This window comes from Halobacillus naozhouensis (assembly GCF_029714185.1).
Classification (GTDB): domain Bacteria; phylum Bacillota; class Bacilli; order Bacillales; family Halobacillaceae; genus Halobacillus_A; species Halobacillus_A naozhouensis.
In genome coordinates, this window is sequence record NZ_CP121671.1 from 2,077,137 (window position 1) to 2,095,642 (window position 18,506).

Here is an 18,506-nt window from a genome sequence, read left to right on the forward strand (position 1 = left end):
CTCTGTACTTCTGAGAATTGTCTTTAAATAGGAGACGGAAATGCTATGACCAATCATGCACGGGTAAAAACTCACACAACGATGGACCGAGACAATACAAAACAGAAGTCTTTACAAATTAATAATAGACAGCTATCTGGTGTAATTACAGCTGTCGCAACATTTTTAATTATTTTTCTCTTATTGCCCGGTTCCTTTGATGACCCGGCAAAAGAAATGATTGCAATTGTGACTGCTGGGGTGGTGCTCTGGATTTTTGAAGCTTTTCCCCTAGGTTTGACAGCTGCAATAATCATGTTACTCATGCTCTTATTTAAGCCCGTATCTATTGATGTGATATACAGTGGGTTTGCATCTTCTGCCGTTTTTCTAATCATTGGTGGCATGATGCTTGCGAGAGCGGTGAATGAGACACAATTAGCCAGACGGATTACTTATAGCATTCTTGCGAAATGGGGAGGAACTTCAAATGGGCTGCTAGGGTGCATACTAGTCATCCCGCAAATCCAATCCTTCTTCATACCGGCGGCTGCTGTTAGAACGACATTATTATTACCAGTGGCCCTGGATGTTTTAGACACGATAGGAGCACCTGCACATAGCAATTTAAGAAGGAAAATTTTGCTGGGAGTGGCATTTGGCGGAACGATCAGCGGGACAGCAGTAATGACAGCAGCGATTGGGAACATATTAACAGTGAATTTATTAAAGCAATTCCTAGGGGTGGAGATCACTTATTTTGAATGGTTTATTTATTCATTGCCTCTATGGATCACATTGATTCCGGGTGCTTGGTTTGTGTTGAATAAATGCTTTCCACTTAAAAAGAAAGAACAATCGTTTCCAAAAGTTAAAAAAGAAATGCAAGAAATCATGGCTGAATTTGGCCCCTTAGATAGGAAAGAAAAAAAGTGTTTGGCGATATTAACTTTAACCGTCCTCCTATGGATGACAGAACCTCTCCATGGTTTGGATTTAAGTATTCCCGCAATTATGGGGGTTGTGCTTATGACACTTCCTGGAGTTGGGTGTGCCCATTGGTCGAATGTCATAAAAATTAACTACGACACTATTTTTCTATTAGGGGCTACGCTTTCTATGGGATATGCCTTAACTGAGTCAGGTGCTGCTGAAAAAATCGGAAAAGCTTTGGCTGCCCCTTGGGTTTTATCATTGATTCAAGACCCAATCGTTGCGGTTATATTTATTATAGTTGCTACACAAATGTTTCACTTAATTATGTCAAACGTCTCTACGGCTGTTGTTACATTGATTCCTGTTTATATAGGGATGTCACAGGAAGCAGGTGTTGACCCAACTTTTATATGTTTTACAGCAGCTCTTACCTGTTTACATGGTTATATTTTGGTAGTTGAAACGATGCCGAATGTGATTGTCCATAGTTCAGGGCAAATATCTCAACGTGAATTTTTAGTCCCTGGTCTTTATATGACTTTGTTAATGATGGTGCTGACTATTGTCATTGCTTTCAGCTGGTGGAATTGGCTTGGGCTCGTTCCATAGCGAGAGGTACAGGTGGCCATGATTTATAAACAATATAAGTTCTTAAAATTTACTGGAGGTGTAGAAGTACATGGAAATAGTAGATATTAAAGTTTCAACGGTTCCGATCAAATCAAAGATTAGTAATGCCTATATCGATTTCAGTAAAATGACAGCTGCTGTTGTGGCGATTGTTACTGATGTTGTCAAAGATGGCAAGCGTGTTGTGGGCTACGGGTTTAACTCAAATGGCCGTTATGCTCCAACTGGACTACTTAAGGAAAGGTTTGTCCCTAGATTACTAGACGCTAAAAAATCAGAGGTACTGAATGATACAGAGACAAATTTTGAACCTCATAAAATATGGGATGTCCTTATGACTGGAGAAAAGCCAGGCGGACATGGAGAACGTTCTGTTGCTGTTGGAACATTGGATATGGCCGTTTGGGATGCGGTTAGTAAGATTGAAGGGAAACCTTTGTATCAACTTCTTGCAGATCAGTATCGGGGAGGTGAAATCGATGAAGAGGTGTTTGTTTATGCAGCAGGCGGATACTATCAGCCCGGAAAAGGATTAGAAGAACTTAAAGATGAAATGCAAGGCTATTTAGATCTCGGCTATTCTGTCGTGAAAATGAAAATAGGAGGTACCTCACTTGATGATGACCTTCGTCGAATTGAGTCTGTCCTGGAGGTAGTCAAAGATGGAAGCCGCTTAGCTGTTGATGTCAATGGCCGGTTTGATTTAGAGCAAGCGATTGAGTATGCAGAAAAATTAGAACCTTATGGATTGTTCTGGTACGAGGAGGTAGGAGACCCTCTAGATTATGACCTGCAGGCGGAGCTATCCAAACATTATAAACATTCAATGGCTACCGGAGAAAACCTCTTTTCAATGCAAGATGCCCGGAATTTGATTAGATACGGTGGTATGAGACCTGATCGTGATTATTTGCAGTTTGATTGTGCATTAAGCTATGGGCTTGTTGAATATTTACGAATCATTGACATGTTAAAAGAACACGGTTGGTCACCACGGCGTTGTATTCCTCATGGTGGGCACCAGATGTCATTGAATATTGCTGCCGGTTTAGGGTTAGGAGGAAATGAATCCTATCCTGGTGTATTTGAACCCTTCGGTGGTTTTGCGGACCATTTGCCGGTTGAAAATGGCTATGTCCGTATGCCTGATGAACCAGGTATTGGTTTTGAAACAAAATCTGATTTAAGAGACTTGCTGCATTCTATAGCTACATGATTTTCATATTTTAAAAGTGGAGGAGAGATATCATGAGTAATAAATTTGAAGAAGGTCTTGAAGTTCGTCGGAGTGTACTTGGAGCATCCTATGTTGATCAAGCGATTGAAAATGCTGATGACTTTAACCGCCCTTTACAGGAGTTGGTGACTGAATATTGTTGGGGTGAAATCTGGACGCGGGATGGTTTGCCAAAGAAAACAAGAAGTATGATTAACCTGGCCATGCTGACGGCACTAAATCGCCCGCATGAAATAAAGCTTCATTTGCGTGGGGCGTTAAATAATGGAGTATCTAAGGAAGAGATTCAGGAGGTGTTATTGCAAACAGCCATCTACTGTGGTGTGCCGGCAGCGATTGATAGTTTTAAAATTGCAAGAGAGGTTTTTGCAGAAGCTGATCAAAACTAGGTCTATGTGGAGGGGAAGTTTATGAAAATCGGCTTAGTAGGACTAGGGAACATGGGCGGGCGTATTGGCAAACGACTGCTTAAAGAAGGGCATGAGCTTCATGTCTATGATGTAAATAAAGAGGCTCTCATCGAATTTCAATCCTTAGGAGCTATACCAGCACAATCACTGACAGAATTGGCAAGCAAAAATAACTATATACTCACAGTGTTACCTAATGCGGACATTGTTAAAGACGTGGTATTAGGGGAAAAAGGCCTGGTCACAGGGCTGGAACCTACCTCTGTACTGATCGATATGACGAGCTCAATTCCCAAAGTAACCAATGAGGTTGGTAATGAATTAAAAAAGCATAAGGTTGAAATGCTAGACGCACCAGTAAGCGGCGGGGTCAAACGAGCTGAGGCGGGGACACTTACGGTTATGGTAGGCGGAGATTTGTCTACCTATGAACAGCTGATGCCAATCTTTGAATCCATTGGTTCAAAGATTACACACGTAGGCAAGAGTGGGACGGGACATGCAGTAAAGGCATTGAATAATTTAGTATCAGCAACGACCTTGTCTGTCACTCTTGAAGCTTTAGCTGTTGGGATGAAAACAGGTATAGATCCTTATAAAATGCTAGAAGTTATCAATCATAGCACAGGGAAAAGTAACTCAAGTGAAAATAAAATAGCTCAACAAATTTTGTCAGGAAACTATGAAATTAGCTTTACCATGGATCTTATGTATAAAGATTTAACTACGGCTATGAGTATAGCGGAGACAACTGAAGCACCAAGCCCGATTTCTCAAGCTGTCTATAACTTATGGGGCGAAGCTGAGAAACAAATGGAAGAAAATAAAGTGGACCACACGGAGATCGCCCACCTTATTGGAGAAAGGTCTGGGATAAACTTTTCAAAAGATGGAACAAAATATTATTATGAATATTCCGAATTCATAGACAAGTGAGATTGGATACAGTATCCTAAACGTGAAAGCGTTTTACAATTATTGAAACTGGAGGAATAGACTATGCAACTTACTGTTGAAAAACAAGAAGAACATTTGCTAATTCGTAAGAGCATTCAATCATTGTGTAAAAAGTTTCCGGAATCTTATTGGAGTGAACTTGATGAACGAAAAGCGTATCCGGAGGAATTTATTCAAGCGCTTACTAATGATGGCTGGCTCTCTGTTCTAATTCCAGAAGAATATGGCGGGGCCGGTTTAGGCATTACGGAAGCAGGGATTATCTTGGAGGAAATTAACCGCTCCGGAGGTAATGCCGGGGCTGGACACGCTCAAATGTATACGATGGGGGCCCTTTTAAGACACGGTAATGAGGAACAAAAACAGCGATTGTTACCAAAGATCGCTTCTGGTGAACAACGATTACAGGCCTTTGGTATTACAGAACCGACCGCCGGCAGTGATACCACTAGTATTACGACGACTGCAGAGAGAAAAGGCGATCACTATGAAATACACGGACAAAAAATTTGGACGTCACGAGCAGAACACTCCGATTTAATGATGTTATTAGCCCGGACAACCCCGAAAGAAGAAGTAGCTAAAAAAACAGATGGTCTCAGTCTATTTATTTTAGATATGAAGGATCAAGCAGACAACATTGAGATTGTTCCTATCGATACAATGATCAATCATGCAACAACAGAAGTATTTTTTGATGGAGCAGAAGTTCCGGTGGAGAACATGATTGGTGAAGAGGGTAAAGGGTTCCGCTATGTGTTAGGAGGAATGAATGCTGAACGTATTCTAATTGCTTCTGAGAGTGTTGGAGATGGCATGTATTTTGTTGATAAGGCCGTCGATTATGCGAATGAACGTGAAGTATTTGACCGGCCGATCGGTAAAAACCAAGGCGTGCAATTCCCTATCTCTGAGTCTTATATGGAAATACAAGCGGCCAATTTAATGAGAGACCGTGCGTGTGAATTATTTGATGCCGGTGAAAAATGCGGGGAAGAGGCTAATATGGCTAAATACTTAGCCTCGGAATCTACATGGAAGGCAGCCAATGCAGCCATGACTACGTTCGGTGGATATGGTTTCGCTACAGAGTACAATATAGAACGAAAATTTAAGGAAGCACGACTCTTTATCGTAGCGCCGGTCACTAACAATCTCGTATTAAGTTATGTCGGCCAACACGTTCTAGGACTGCCGCGGTCATTCTAATGGGAGTACGGAAAAGAGGGGTGGGTGACAAGTGCTAAGTCAAACAGTAGCTAAGTTTATTCGCAATACGTCTTATGAGGACTTTCCAGAAGAAGTTATTGATTTTACAAAAATGTGCCTTCTAGATTGGGCGGGGTCTGCCATAGCTGGAAAAGATAAAGCCCCCGTACAAAAAATCGCTGAACACATTGACGAAATGGGGGGACATTCGCAAGCAGCCACGGTTAATGGGAAGACAACATCAGCCGTACAAGCCGCTCTAGTTAACGGGGCGTCCAGTCATATTGTGGAGCTTGATGATATTCATAAGGCATCGATCATTCATGCGGCAACCGTTGTCATACCTGCAGCATTAGCTGTAAGCGAGTGGAAAGAGAGAAGTGGAAAGGAACTGATTACAGCAATCGTCCTTGGTTATGAGGTATGTTATCGAATAGGCGAAGCAGTTTCTCCTTCTCATTACTACTATTGGCATAATACGGCTACATGCGGAACATTTGGAGCTGCTGCAGCGGTTGCTAAATTACTTGACCTAAGTGAAGAACAATTGGTTTATGCTTTGGGAAGTGCCGGTACACAAGCCTCAGGATTATGGGAATTCATTGAAGATGGAGCGATGACTAAGCAGCTTCATCCAGGAAAAGCCGCATACAATGGGACCCTTTCCGCTTTGTTGGCTGAGAAAGATTTTACGGCGGCCGAAAAAATATTAGAAGGGGATCGCGGATTCTTTCTTGCGACGTCTGAAGAGTTTGATCAATCCAGAGTAACTGCTGAATTAGGAGAGCGCTTCAAGATTACCGAAAACTCTTTCAAGGTACATGCCTCATGCAGACACACTCATTCTGTCATCGATGTCATTCTCGATCTGATAGATAAGCATCAGATTGATTTTGATCAAGTGGCTGCTATTCACATAGGGACCTACAAAACAGCCTTGGATATTACAAATAATCCTGATCCAAATACAGTGTATGCATCTAAATTTAGTATACAGTTTTGTGCTGCTTTAGCTTGTTTACGTAAGCAAGCATCTCTTTCCGATTTCGATGAGGAAAATTTGCAAGACGCATCCATACGCTCACTTATAGAACGAACTAAAGTATTTGTAGAACCGACAATTGAAGCGGATTACCCAGAAAAATGGGGAGCGGAAGTTGAGATTGTTTTTAATGATGATAAATCGATCAAACAACAAACGGATTATCCGAAAGGGGATCCAGAAAACCCAGTATCACTAACTGAGTTAACAACTAAATTTAAGGACCTAGCCTCATCTTCTCCTGAAAATGATACAGAGGCAATGATCGAATATATTCTGAATATTGATAAAGAGAATGAACTAGCCATGCACAGTATTTTTAAGGCTGTTTAGATCTAGCATTAAATAAAACCTTCCAATATTCGCGAACTTAGGAACACCATTTAAATAGTCTAAAGGGCGATCGATATGAGCAAAAATTTGAATTTAAAATTAGAAGATAAAAATACACTTCATTTAAAAGTATGCAATGTTTTACGAAAAGCCATTCTTCAAGGTGATTTTGAACCGGGCCAACGATTAATTCAATCTGAACTTGCGGATTCTTTGGGTGTAAGTAGAATGCCGATCCGTGAATCCCTTCGAAAATTAGAATCAGAAGGCTTAGTAAAACTCGAACCTCACCGTGGAGCCATTGTAAAGGCTATGAATGTTGAAGATATTGAGGAAATTTATCATCTAAGAGCATGCCTCGAGAAACTAGCTGTCGAACAAAGTGTACCTCATTTAACAGCAGGAGATATCAGTGAACTTAAGCGTTTAATGGAGGAGATGGAAGGTACAGAAGATCCTGAGGTTTTTGTACAAGCGAATATTTCCTATCACCATTTATTAATTAAACGTTGTAATTGGAACCGATTATTATCCTTTATTGAAACGCTTTGGAATGGCTTTCCACAACAAACACCAACGTTATTACCTGGACAGATGGATTTATCTAATCAAGAGCATCAGCAAATTTTGGATGCAGTGAATGAAAAGGATGAATCGAAGGCAGCTGTACTAGTTTCTGAGCATATCAAACGTACAGGGGAAGCACTAGTAAACAGTCTGGGTTAGAGAATTCATGGTTATCTATAAAAGTGGCCTTTTTTTGGATACAGTATCCGATTTTGAGATCTGATTCGTAACAATACGGATCTTCGGAAGAGTAAGCGGGTGTTCAAGGCATTGAATACCCTCACTTTCGATTTTAAACAATGTTTTGTAAAGGAGAAAGTGGATGAGCGACAAGGAAGAGAAGCAGTTCATGATTGATCGTATCCTTGATAAACTCCCCGATTATTCCTTAGAAGAATTGAGCCATGTGGAGCATGTGTTAGATTCTCTGGAAGCATCGAATAAAAGTGAGCTTTATTATTTTGCGAAGTTCCTTGGTATCCATTGGGATCGTGAAAGAGCAGTTATGAAATTAGGCATTCAACACGCTAATACTTATGGTGTTGCTCAAGGAGGGACCATTTACACTTTGGCAGATTTTGCAATGGGATACAAAGTTCTTTCAAGATTCTCAGGGGAAAAGCAGGTGTACACGTTAGAAATGAAAATGAATTATATCAGCCCTGGAAGAGGTGAAGAGCTTATCGCTGTTCCCGAAATTCTTCATACCGGGAATCGTACAGCCGTACTGACTTGTGGAGTCAAGGATGAGCACTCAACTCTTATTGCACATGCCCAGGGTACGTTCTATATTAAATGACCATTACTAATTGATTAGTTAATGGGTGGGGGAATATCTTATGGTTACGAATAATTTGGTTGAACATATTTTGGAGACAACCTATGAAGATATTCCTGATAGAGTCATTGAACACGGAAAAAAGAGCCTGTTGAACTGGCTTGGCGTTACCATTGGAGCGGCTCAGCATAAAAGTATTGATATTTTACTCGAGGTCTCCAATAGTCTGGGGACTTCTCAGCAGGTATCGATCTTTGGACGCTCAATAAAAACAGATCTGTTAACAGCCGTTTTAGTTAATGGAACAGCTTCTCACGTTTTTGATTTTGATGATACCCATCTAGAGACGATCCATCACCCGAGTGGCCCGGTTGCCCCAGTGGCACTTGCGCTTGGAGAAAAGTTTGATCTCTCCACAAAGGAGATCCTTAGAGCTTTTGTTTTAGGTTGTGAAGCTGAGCTTCGGATTGCTAATTCTGTGTACCCTTCGCATTATCGAAATGGGTTCCACATTACATCCAGTACAGGCGTGTTCGGGGCGGCAATTGCAGCGGGAATTTTACTTAAGCTCAGTAAAGAAAAAATGGCGATGGCACTTGGTTTAGCTGGAACCCAGTCGTTCGGTCTAAGAGAAATGTTTGGAACAATGACCAAACCATTTCATGCCGGAAAAGCAGCTCAAAATGGATTATATGCTGCCATGTTAGTGGAGAAAGGTTTTACAAGTTCATCACAAGTGCTTGAAGCAAAGCGCGGATTTGCCAATGTATACAGTACCTCACATAACTTAGGAAGAATTAACGAGAGGTGGGGGAAAGTCTGGGAGTTTGAGAACAACACATTTAAACCTTTTGCGTGTGGAATTGTACTCCATCCTTCGATTGATGCGTGTATTCAGTTCAGTGAATATGCGAGTCCAGATGAGGTAGAGGAAATTAGATTAAGAGTACATCCATATGTCCACGAATTAACTTCAAAAGAAAATCCGAAGACAGGACTTGAAGGTAAGTTCAGTATTTATCATACAGGTGCCATTGCCTTTTTAGAAAAAGGAGCATCAGAAAACCAGTTTCAAGATGAGCGTGTGAATGCTGGAGAGGTCGTTCAGTTTAGGAAAAAAATAAAGCCGATGGCAGATGAGCAAATCGATAAAGATAAGGTCGTGGCTACGCTGGTACTAAAGGATGGGACAACGAAAAAGCTGGTGATCGACCATGCTATCGGCAGTCTGCAAAATCCTTTAACAACTGAAATGCTAGCTTCAAAGTTTATGAATCTATCTAGCCCTATTATTGGAGAAGAGTCTTCCAAACAAGTGATTGAGAAGATTATGAAACTTGAAAAGCTAGATTATATTCATCCAGTAATCGAAGCGATTGATTAATCTGTACATTCAACATGATTGGGTCCATGAGTAATTCTAAGAATCACTAAATAAATAGGAGGGTTCATATGCGACCATTACAAGGAATTACAGTAGTTTCGATCGAACAGGCCGTTGCCGTACCTTTTGCGACTAGACAACTGGCTGACTTGGGAGCACGTGTGATTAAAATAGAGCGAACGGGTACGGGTGACTTTGCGCGTCATTATGACACCTCCGTCAACGGGATGTCGAGTCATTTTGTTTGGTGTAACCGGTCGAAAGAATCGATCACCCTAGATCTCAAAGATCAGGACACCAAGCAAGTTGTAGATCGACTTTTAGAGAGTGCGGATGTGTTTGTACAAAACCTTGCTCCCGGTGCGGCGGAACGGATGGGATTCGGATCAGATGTCCTTAAAGAGAAATACCCTGAACTGATCATTGGTAATTTATCAGGTTATGGAGAGACAGGTCCATACAAGGACAAGAAGGCGTATGATTTACTCGTACAGTGTGAGGCCGGGCTTGTTTCAGTAACAGGGACAGAAGACGTTCCTTCTAAAGCTGGGATTTCAGCCGCTGATATTGCGGCAGGAATGTATGTCTATTCAGGCATACTCACCGCTCTATTCCAGCGCATGAAAACAGGGAAAGGTACAGTACTTGAAATCTCCATGCTCGAGGCTCTAGGAGAATGGATGGGGTACCCTGCCTATTATGCTGGAAACAGTGGTAAAGAACCAACCAGAACTGGGGCCAGTCACTCGACGATTTATCCCTATGGTCCTTTTACCTGTGGGGATGAAAAAACAGTGTTTCTTGGATTGCAAAATGAAAGGGAGTGGGGGCACTTTTGTGAAGTTGTTTTAAAACAGCCAGAATTGACTGACGACCCCGTCTTTAAGACGAATTCATTAAGAGATGAAAACCGCGACTTACTAAAATCAATCATTGAAAAAGTCTTTGCCGAGCTGACTTCCTCTGAGGTGATTGAAAGGCTTGAAACTGCCAAAATTGCCAACGCCCGTCTCAATAAGGTTCAGGATTTTTACCGGCATCCACAGCTTGAGGCAAGAGACCGGTGGCAGGAAGTAGATTCGCCTGTAGGTGGAATTCGATCCTTAAAGCCGCCTGTTACAATGGAAGGCTTTACCCCTGTAATGAAAGCGATTCCAGCGTTAGGAGAGCACACGGAGGAGATTTTAAGGGAGTATGGCTTTGAAGAAGAAACGATAAATAAATGGGCTAGAGCAGGTTTAGTTTAAACGACTGAGTTGATTAGATTAAAATTTTTAGGGAGGAATGAAGATTGACTGTACAAAAAGGCTGGGAAGGACGATTTTACGAAGACTTTGAAATTGGTGATATTTATCCGCATCCACTAGGAAGAACGATAACGAAAACAGATAATATTTGGTTCACACTGTTAACACAAAATACCAATCCGGTCCATTTTGACGATGTTTATTCAGAGCAAACTGAATTTGGAGAACCGCTCGTTGATTCCACCTTTACTTTGGCATTAGTAACTGGGCAATCGGTTACAGACCTATCCCAAAATGTCATGGCTAATTTAGGATGGGATGAGGTTAGACTGCCCAATCCAGTATTTGAAGGGGATACGATCTATTCCTATTCAGAGATATTAGAAAAAAGGGAATCAAAGTCACGCCCAAATGTTGGGATCGTTCGTGCAGAAACAAGGGGATACAACCAAAATGCTGAAGTCGTGATTAAATATAAACGAACGTTTATGGTCTACAAACGAGAACATGCTCCAGAGAAAAGAGATGAGTTGTTAAATAAAGTCCTTGAGAAGAAAGAAGTGAGCCATAAGTAAGTTTTATGCATTAAATGGGAGATGATGTGAGTGAAAAAAGTTCATTATCAAGATATAGTCGCACACGTTTCCAGCATGTGTGAGGAAGCTAATTTTGAGCTTGGCGAAGATGTCATGAATGCTTTTCAGAGCGCCGTTCGCGAAGAAAAGTCCCCTATGGGGAAGGAAGTTTTGAACCAATTAATTGAAAATGCGAACATTGCCTCTGCCGAGCGGGTGCCAATGTGTCAAGATACAGGGGTGTCTGTTTTTCTTGTAGAATTAGGGCAAGATTGTCACATTGTTGGGGGCAGTTTGCATGATGCGCTTAATGAAGGTGTACGCCGTGGGTATGAAGAGGGGTATTTGCGTTATTCAATCGTAGATGATCCGATTAACCGAAAAAACACAGGTGACAATACGCCGTCGATCATCCATGTGGAGTTAGTTGAAGGCGATAACTTAACGATTCATATGACCGCCAAAGGAGGCGGTGCAGAAAATATGAGCCGTTTGCAAATGCTTAAGCCGAGTGACGGTCTTGAGGGGATCAAAGAATTTATTTTTGAAACCATTAAAATCGCCGGCCCCAATGCCTGTCCGCCGTTAGTCGTCGGGGTAGGCATTGGCGGAAACTTTGAGACTTGTGCTTACTTGGCGAAAAAATCATTGTTTAGACCGGTTGGGGAGAGAAATTCCAATGTTGAGGTTGCTAAACTTGAAGAAGAATTTATGAGTGAAATTAACCAGTTAGGTATTGGTCCCCAAGGCATGGGAGGTTCGACAACAGCGATCGATGTGAAGGTTGAAACAGGGGCTTCGCATATTGCTGCCCTCCCTGTAGCTGTTAATTTAAATTGCCATGCCAGCCGTCATAAAAAAGTGATTATTTAGTGGAGGTTTTCCATGTCTAAACTACGAATTTCCGTTCCTTTTACAGATGAACAGACGATTACTTCTTTAAAAGCTGGTGATCAAGTAACGATTAGCGGAACGATTTATACTGCAAGAGACGCAGCGCATAAACGAATGGCCGAGCAAGTAGAAGCTGGGGAAAAGCTGCCCTTTGATATCAATAATCAAGTCATTTACTATGTAGGACCGACACCTGCTAAACCCGGAGAAATCATTGGTTCGGCGGGGCCTACAACGAGCAGCCGCATGGACAAATATGCCCCTGGACTATTAGATTTGGGGTTAAAGGGAATGATTGGGAAAGGTTATCGAAATCAATCAGTCATCGATTCCATTGAAAAAAATAATGCGGTCTATTTTGGTGCTGTGGGAGGATCGGCTGCTCTAATTTCACGGTCCATTAAGAGTGTAGAAATGATCGCATATAAAGACCTTGGTACAGAAGCCATACGTAAAATGGAGATCGAGGACTTCCCAGCCATCGTCATTAATGATAGTCAAGGGAACGATTGGTATCAATTAGCTTTAGAAAAATATCATAATTAAACTATCCAATTTTTTGGATCAATTAATCATTCGAGTTGTCCTTAATGACGGCTCGATTTATTTTTTCTGCATATTTCATGTATACCTTATCTATAAAGTGGGAACAAACGTTCTGATATTATAATATAAACGATAGATCAATAATGTTTGATCATTGGATTGCGCAATCTTCTCATTTTGTGTAAAATCCATAATTGAAGTCTCCCTTCGGTACATAATTCGAGGTCATGCATGACACTCTCTATCGTACCAAGGGGGCTTTTTTTATGCACATCGCAAATATATTGATATATCATCAAATCATTTCCTACAGGAATGCTCCTCGGGCAAAGCCCTGTGAGGTCTTACCTATCTCGCACGTCTATGTGTATTTCGGGCTGGGACTGCGGTTACTCGCCCCACCTAAAACCATTCCTCAGAGCATATATAGTAGTTTTTTACTTCATTCAAAAGCAACAATCTTTTAGAAAACAGCCTTCTTTTATTATAGTCATCTGACAAGAACCAAGAAACAAAGAGAACTTTCAACCTTTGAATTTACAATGTACATAATAATTCAAATTGCAATTGCTTTTTTCGCAGTCAGTATATGGCTTTTTACGATTAATTGTTGCGAGAGTGTTTAAGGGAGAAGGGGATATCCTTTAAAAGGGGATTCTGATTTATGGATGGTTGAGTGAAAGAAGAATTAACTCTAACTTTTGGACAGTACTCCCTATTCAAGGTATACAAGATAGAAGATTAACCTTTATTATCTTGGAATCGAGTCTTCCATAATCAGGGCTATTATCTTGAAGACTTGATTTCGGGATAATTACAAAAACTATTATGTTAAAATTTAGGTAAATTAAGCTATGAAAGGAAATTATAATAGGGGATTGGTAAAGAAAATTACTTGATACAACTCGCGGAGTATTTGAAATATTCATAAAGGGGAAGGGAGTACCAATGTGTGTAACCCACCTTTACTCTGAATTTAACCAAACAGGAGATTACTTTGCCGAAGCATTTACAAGAACTCACAAAGTCTTCTTAGTAAACTTAAGAGACACTGGTCACTCAGAGAAAGCAAAGGAACCGTATCAACTAAGCATGTTGGAAGCCATATTTGATTTAGAAGCTATTCGTGAAGAACTTGGATTTAATAAGTGGGACTTCGCTGGCCATTCAACAGGAGGAATGTTAGTAATTTACGGAATTTACTATCCAGAATTTCTAAATTTTAATGTGATCGTCGGAGCAGCTGCAAGGGAATATATGACATTTTCAAGAGATTGCATTTATAATTCAGAGCATCCTAAATTTAATAGAATGCAGGAACTAAACGAAGCTTGGAAACGTAAGGATTTACAGCAAGAAAAAAGAAGTGAGCTAAAAGTTGAAAGGACAAAACTGTCTTTATTTGCTCCTGAAAAATATAATGAACTTTTTTCTTTAAACATACATATAGGTTTGTCTGCTATTCCAAGTTTAAAAATGCATTGATTGATGACGCCTTAGAAACCTTTGAAATCAAACGTTCTCTTAGCCTAAAAGGCTCTCCTTATGACAACGCGGTAGCTGAAGCGATGTTTAAGGTAATTAAAACTGAATTCGTCTATGGGCAACATTTTGAAACCCAAGCTGAACTAGATTTGGAATTATTTAATTATGTTCATTGGTTTAACCACATTCGAATACACAGTACAATCGGCTATTTGAGCCCCGTTGAAAATAAGTCTATGCACCTTAATAAAATTGTCTAGTTTAATGTTGACATTCCAATTTTATTTGGTGCGTTACTATGGTTTGTTTTATTGGCTATACTTTTACATGTTGGTGAAAGATGGCTAAACAAAAAGAGTAGACAAGCTATTCTTTTAATAAGTGGTCTGGCAGTTCTAGTTTTTATTTCTTCAGTCAGTGTGTGAACCAAAATTTTAAAAATGCATTAGCCCATACGGTTACAGATCCATTTCTTTTAGTCTGAATCTAGTAGATGTTTTGGTGACTGGATTATGACTGGATACTGTTCATAAAGTATTAAAACTTATTATGTTTAATCAATTTAGTTGCTAAGGAAAACCTTGGTATAACAAGGTTCTACAGGGTCTGTTATAGTATTATTAGCTAAGCGAGTGAATGGGCGGCATGATGTAATCTTTCTAAAATCCTTTAATCTACATGAGGAGTGGAACACTGCAAAGAATGTGGGTCAGAATTTCGCTAGTTTTAGTTCATATTAGTTGGTTTTCCGTCCAACTGTATCCTTGAAAACGTTTTTTTAGGGCTTTATCCAAATAAATTACTGTTAGTCTTACTATGTGAAAGAGACGCCTAAATGGGAGGTTAAATCGATCTGACCACCAAAAAGATGGTGACCACATAATTGACCACGTATTACCTAAAAGGGTATGAAATAGGGCGAAATTGCTTTAGGTATTGGAAGGGGATTTATTGGTATTTGTCAGTTATATCAATGGGAACGTATGTTTGTGTGGTCATGTGATTAAACGAGTGATGTAAGAAACTTAAAGCGCTAACCCCTTATTTAATAGGAGTTAGCGCTTATTTCTTTTATAAATGACCACAAAAGATATCGGAGATAAAAAATGAATTGCTCATGAAAAACCCATAAGGGTGTACAGTCTAACATCCATATAGATATAATCAAATAAATATTTGAATATTAAAAGAAAGTAGAAAGGTCTTCATGCCTCCTATTTTGTAGGGAATACGGGTAGATATTGCTGTAAATATAGCCCCCTTAGACGCGTTCATTTGTTGACAAAATTGATGGAGAAACATATGCTATGGTTAAATAATCAAACGAATATTAGAATGAGGGTGATGAAATGGCAGAAGAAACATTGAAAAGAAGTGTAAAAGACACGTGTGATACATTCTGTTTCGATGAACAAAAAGTGGATCGGCTCCAACCTCAAATGGAGAAGGTTCAAGGGGTAGAATTAATCTTTAAAGCTTTGTCGGACGCTACTCGACTAAAGATCGCCTATGCCCTGACATTAGATGAAGAATTATGTGTATGTGATGTCGCTAATATCATTGGCTCGACAAAAGCTACCGCATCTCACCATTTGCGCCTTTTACGAAATATGAGATTAGCTAAATACCGAAAAGAAGGAAAATTAGTGTTCTATTCTTTAGCCGATGAACATGTACACCAACTTGTCTCTATTGCCATGATTCACTCTAAAGAAGGAAATCAGACTGAACAAGCGTGAGGATAGAACGGAGGAATAAAAATGAGCAGCACAGAAAAACAAGTGCAGGATAGCTGTTGCACAGACGATCATTGTTCATCCAAGCAGACACCTCAAACAGCTATAGATATAGATAAACGAACTTCATGTTGTGGGGATAATGATTGTAAAGAAAGCAACGATTCAAATAATACGGATGAACAAAGCCAAAGTACAAGTTCATTAGAAACATTCGAGTATCAGATCAAAGGGATGGATTGTCCTTCTTGTGCAGCAACTATCGAGAAAAGTCTTACCAAGACAAAAGGGATCGAAACGGTTCAAGTCAACTACGGTACCGGAAAAATGGCTATCGGAGCTAATCATTCCTCGGTTTCAGAGCAAATCCCGAAACAAGTCCGTAAGTTAGGATTTGAAGCTGAGGCCATCCCTGACAAGAAGAATACACAAACTTATAAGGTTGAGGGGATGGATTGCGGTTCCTGTGCGATGACTATCGAAAAGCATCTTACAAAAAATCCAAATGTAAAAGAAGTTAGTGTAAATTTCTCTACAGGGAAAATGCAAATTGACCACGATACCAATCAAGAGGAGATTATAAAAGAAGTAGAAAGGGCCGGTTTTGGTGCCTCTCTAGAATCCAAGAGAAAACAACAGGAGGACCCTTCTGAAAAAAAACAGAAGGATGCAACAACAACTATTTCTGGAATCCTTTTAGCCCTCGGATTCTTTGGTTCTTTTACTAACATTGCTCCTACATTAATTACAGTGTTATACGCCGCAGCGATTGTCATCGGAGGATATAAGCCAGCTAGAAGTGCTTTTTATGCCATTAAAAGTGGATCACTAGATATGAATGTATTAATGGCATCCGCAGCCATTGGCGCATCGCTTATTGGTGAATGGTTTGAAGGGGCAACCGTTGTCTGGTTGTTTGCCTTAGGAAATACACTGCAAAACAGATCGATTGAACGTACAAGGGAATCCATCCGGAGTTTAATCAACCTTACCCCGTCTGAAGCTTCCGTAAAAATAGGAGATAAAATGGTACGTAAACCCGTGGAAGATGTTTCGATAAATGATACGATCATTATCAAACCAGGCGAGAAGATCCCACTCGATGGGGAGATCATGACAGGAACGTCAAGTATCAATCAAGCTCCCATAACCGGGGAATCCATGCCCGTAGATAAGCAACAAGGGGACACGGTTTATGCTGGAACGGTAAATGAGAATGGATCATTAGAGGTTACAGTAACTAAGTTGGTAGAGGACACGACGATTGCAAAGATTATTCATCTTGTTGAGGAAGCGCAAGAGAAAAAAGCTCCAACTCAAGCCTTTGTCGATCGCTTTGCAAAGGTTTATACACCGATTGTTTTCGGCCTTGCCCTACTCGTAATGGTTCTTCCACCGTTATTAGGAATTGGGACATGGGGAGAATGGGTTTATAAAGGTCTTGCTTTATTGGTAGTGGCTTGTCCTTGTGCTTTAGTCATTTCCACGCCTGTAGCCATTGTTTCGGCCATTGGAAATGCGGCCAAAAATGGCGTTTTGATTAAGGGTGGTACATTTTTAGAGAAAGCAGGAGCTATTAAAACCATAGCTTTTGATAAGACAGGGACATTGACAGAAGGTAAACCAAAGGTTTCTGAAGTGTTAGTTATCCATGGAAATGAACAGGAACTGGTAAGCATTACACGAACCATCGAGGAACATTCCACCCATCCGATCGCGCAAGCGATTACGACCTATGCCGCTGAACGGAACATTCCTGCGAAAAACGGGGACTCTTTCAGTGCCATTACCGGTAAAGGCGCACAGGCAACGATTAATGGCGTGGAATACTTCGCTGGTAATCCCAAATTATATCATGAAATGAATGTGTCTCTTACGGATCTGGAGGATCGCATTCAGTCTCTACAGAAGGAAGGCCACACACTAGTGGTGGTTGGTACTCGTTCAGAGGCTCTAGGGATCATTGCTGTGGCAGATACGATCCGAGATATTACCGTTCAATCCATTCAGAATCTTAAGCAAGTGGGAATGGGAGAAATGGTGATGCTGACAGGTGATAATCAAGGAACAGCCAAGAAGATGGCTACCCAAACGGGTGTGGATCGATATTTTGCTGAACTGCTGCCCGAGGAAAAGGTAACAGCTGTGAAGAAGCTGCAGGAAGAAGGAAAAAGTGTCGCTATGGTTGGAGACGGCATTAATGATGCTCCTGCCCTTGCTACAGCCGATCTTGGTATTGCGATGGGCGGTGCAGGAACGGATACAGCTATGGAAACAGCAGACATTGTCTTAATGGCAGATAACCTAGAAAAACTTCCTCATACTATTAGTTTAAGTAGAAGAGCATTAGCTATTATCAAGCAAAATGTTTGGTTCTCCTTGCTTACAAAATTAGCCGCGTTGGTTTTAATTTTCCCAGGGATTTTGACCTTATGGATGGCCGTGTTAAGTGATACGGGAGCTGCCTTACTGGTGATCCTCAATAGCATGAGATTATTAAAGCAGAAATAGGAAGGTGCAGACCTTCCTATTTCTTTTGCCTTTTTATTTTGGAAAAGGAA

16 protein-coding genes and 1 pseudogene are annotated in these 18,506 nt (G+C 40.6%); all 17 read left to right on the plus strand.

Annotation, left to right across the window (positions count from 1 at the left end; genetic code table 11):
* Positions 1–45: 45 nt before the first annotated feature.
* On the plus strand, positions 46–1,524 hold the full coding sequence (locus P9989_RS10880) for an SLC13 family permease (protein WP_283078767.1): 1,479 nt from the start codon (positions 46–48) through the stop codon (positions 1,522–1,524).
* A gap of 70 nt (positions 1,525–1,594) precedes the next feature.
* The gene (locus P9989_RS10885) at positions 1,595–2,761 is read left to right on the plus strand and encodes a mandelate racemase/muconate lactonizing enzyme family protein (RefSeq protein WP_283078768.1); all 1,167 of its coding nucleotides are present in this window, start codon (positions 1,595–1,597) and stop codon (positions 2,759–2,761) included.
* A 32-nt stretch (positions 2,762–2,793) separates the two neighbouring features.
* On the plus strand, positions 2,794–3,171 hold the full coding sequence (gene pcaC, locus P9989_RS10890; protein ID WP_283078769.1) for a 4-carboxymuconolactone decarboxylase: 378 nt from the start codon (positions 2,794–2,796) through the stop codon (positions 3,169–3,171).
* A 21-nt stretch (positions 3,172–3,192) separates the two neighbouring features.
* Positions 3,193–4,128, plus strand: coding sequence for an NAD(P)-dependent oxidoreductase (locus tag P9989_RS10895; protein ID WP_283078770.1), 936 nt, complete (start codon positions 3,193–3,195; stop codon positions 4,126–4,128).
* Positions 4,129–4,191: 63 nt separating this feature from the next.
* Entirely contained in the window at positions 4,192–5,358 is a 1,167-nt protein-coding gene (locus P9989_RS10900; protein ID WP_283078771.1) for an acyl-CoA dehydrogenase family protein, read from the plus strand.
* 31 nt (positions 5,359–5,389) lie between these two features.
* A complete protein-coding gene (locus P9989_RS10905; RefSeq protein ID WP_283078772.1) occupies positions 5,390–6,733 on the plus strand; it encodes an MmgE/PrpD family protein in 1,344 nt (447 codons plus the stop codon).
* Positions 6,734–6,820: 87 nt separating this feature from the next.
* Positions 6,821–7,459: a GntR family transcriptional regulator gene (locus P9989_RS10910; RefSeq protein ID WP_283078773.1), complete on the plus strand. Its 639-nt coding sequence runs from the start codon at positions 6,821–6,823 to the stop codon at positions 7,457–7,459.
* Positions 7,460–7,622: 163 nt separating this feature from the next.
* Positions 7,623–8,099: a PaaI family thioesterase gene (locus tag P9989_RS10915; protein WP_283078774.1), complete on the plus strand. Its 477-nt coding sequence runs from the start codon at positions 7,623–7,625 to the stop codon at positions 8,097–8,099.
* A 40-nt stretch (positions 8,100–8,139) separates the two neighbouring features.
* On the plus strand, positions 8,140–9,462 hold the full coding sequence (locus P9989_RS10920) for an MmgE/PrpD family protein (RefSeq protein WP_283078775.1): 1,323 nt from the start codon (positions 8,140–8,142) through the stop codon (positions 9,460–9,462).
* 68 nt (positions 9,463–9,530) lie between these two features.
* Positions 9,531–10,709, plus strand: coding sequence for a CaiB/BaiF CoA transferase family protein (locus P9989_RS10925; protein WP_283078776.1), 1,179 nt, complete (start codon positions 9,531–9,533; stop codon positions 10,707–10,709).
* A 44-nt stretch (positions 10,710–10,753) separates the two neighbouring features.
* Positions 10,754–11,284, plus strand: a complete 531-nt coding sequence (locus tag P9989_RS10930; protein ID WP_283078777.1) for a MaoC family dehydratase — start codon at positions 10,754–10,756, stop codon at positions 11,282–11,284.
* 30 nt (positions 11,285–11,314) lie between these two features.
* On the plus strand, positions 11,315–12,157 hold the full coding sequence (locus P9989_RS10935; protein ID WP_283078778.1) for a fumarate hydratase: 843 nt from the start codon (positions 11,315–11,317) through the stop codon (positions 12,155–12,157).
* Between the two features lie 12 nt (positions 12,158–12,169).
* The gene (locus tag P9989_RS10940; RefSeq protein ID WP_283078779.1) at positions 12,170–12,724 is read left to right on the plus strand and encodes a Fe-S-containing hydro-lyase; all 555 of its coding nucleotides are present in this window, start codon (positions 12,170–12,172) and stop codon (positions 12,722–12,724) included.
* Between the two features lie 948 nt (positions 12,725–13,672).
* Entirely contained in the window at positions 13,673–14,209 is a 537-nt protein-coding gene (locus P9989_RS10945) for an alpha/beta fold hydrolase (protein ID WP_283078780.1), read from the plus strand.
* Positions 14,188–14,469, plus strand: a pseudogene (locus P9989_RS10950) (IS3 family transposase); the annotation flags it as partial. The gene P9989_RS10945 and the pseudogene P9989_RS10950, both read left to right, overlap by 22 nt.
* 1,089 nt (positions 14,470–15,558) lie before the next feature.
* Complete coding sequence (locus P9989_RS10955; RefSeq protein WP_283078781.1) at positions 15,559–15,948, plus strand: ArsR/SmtB family transcription factor; 390 nt, start codon at positions 15,559–15,561, stop codon at positions 15,946–15,948.
* Between the two features lie 21 nt (positions 15,949–15,969).
* A complete protein-coding gene (locus P9989_RS10960) occupies positions 15,970–18,456 on the plus strand; it encodes a heavy metal translocating P-type ATPase (protein ID WP_283078782.1) in 2,487 nt (828 codons plus the stop codon).
* Positions 18,457–18,506: the final 50 nt, after the last annotated feature.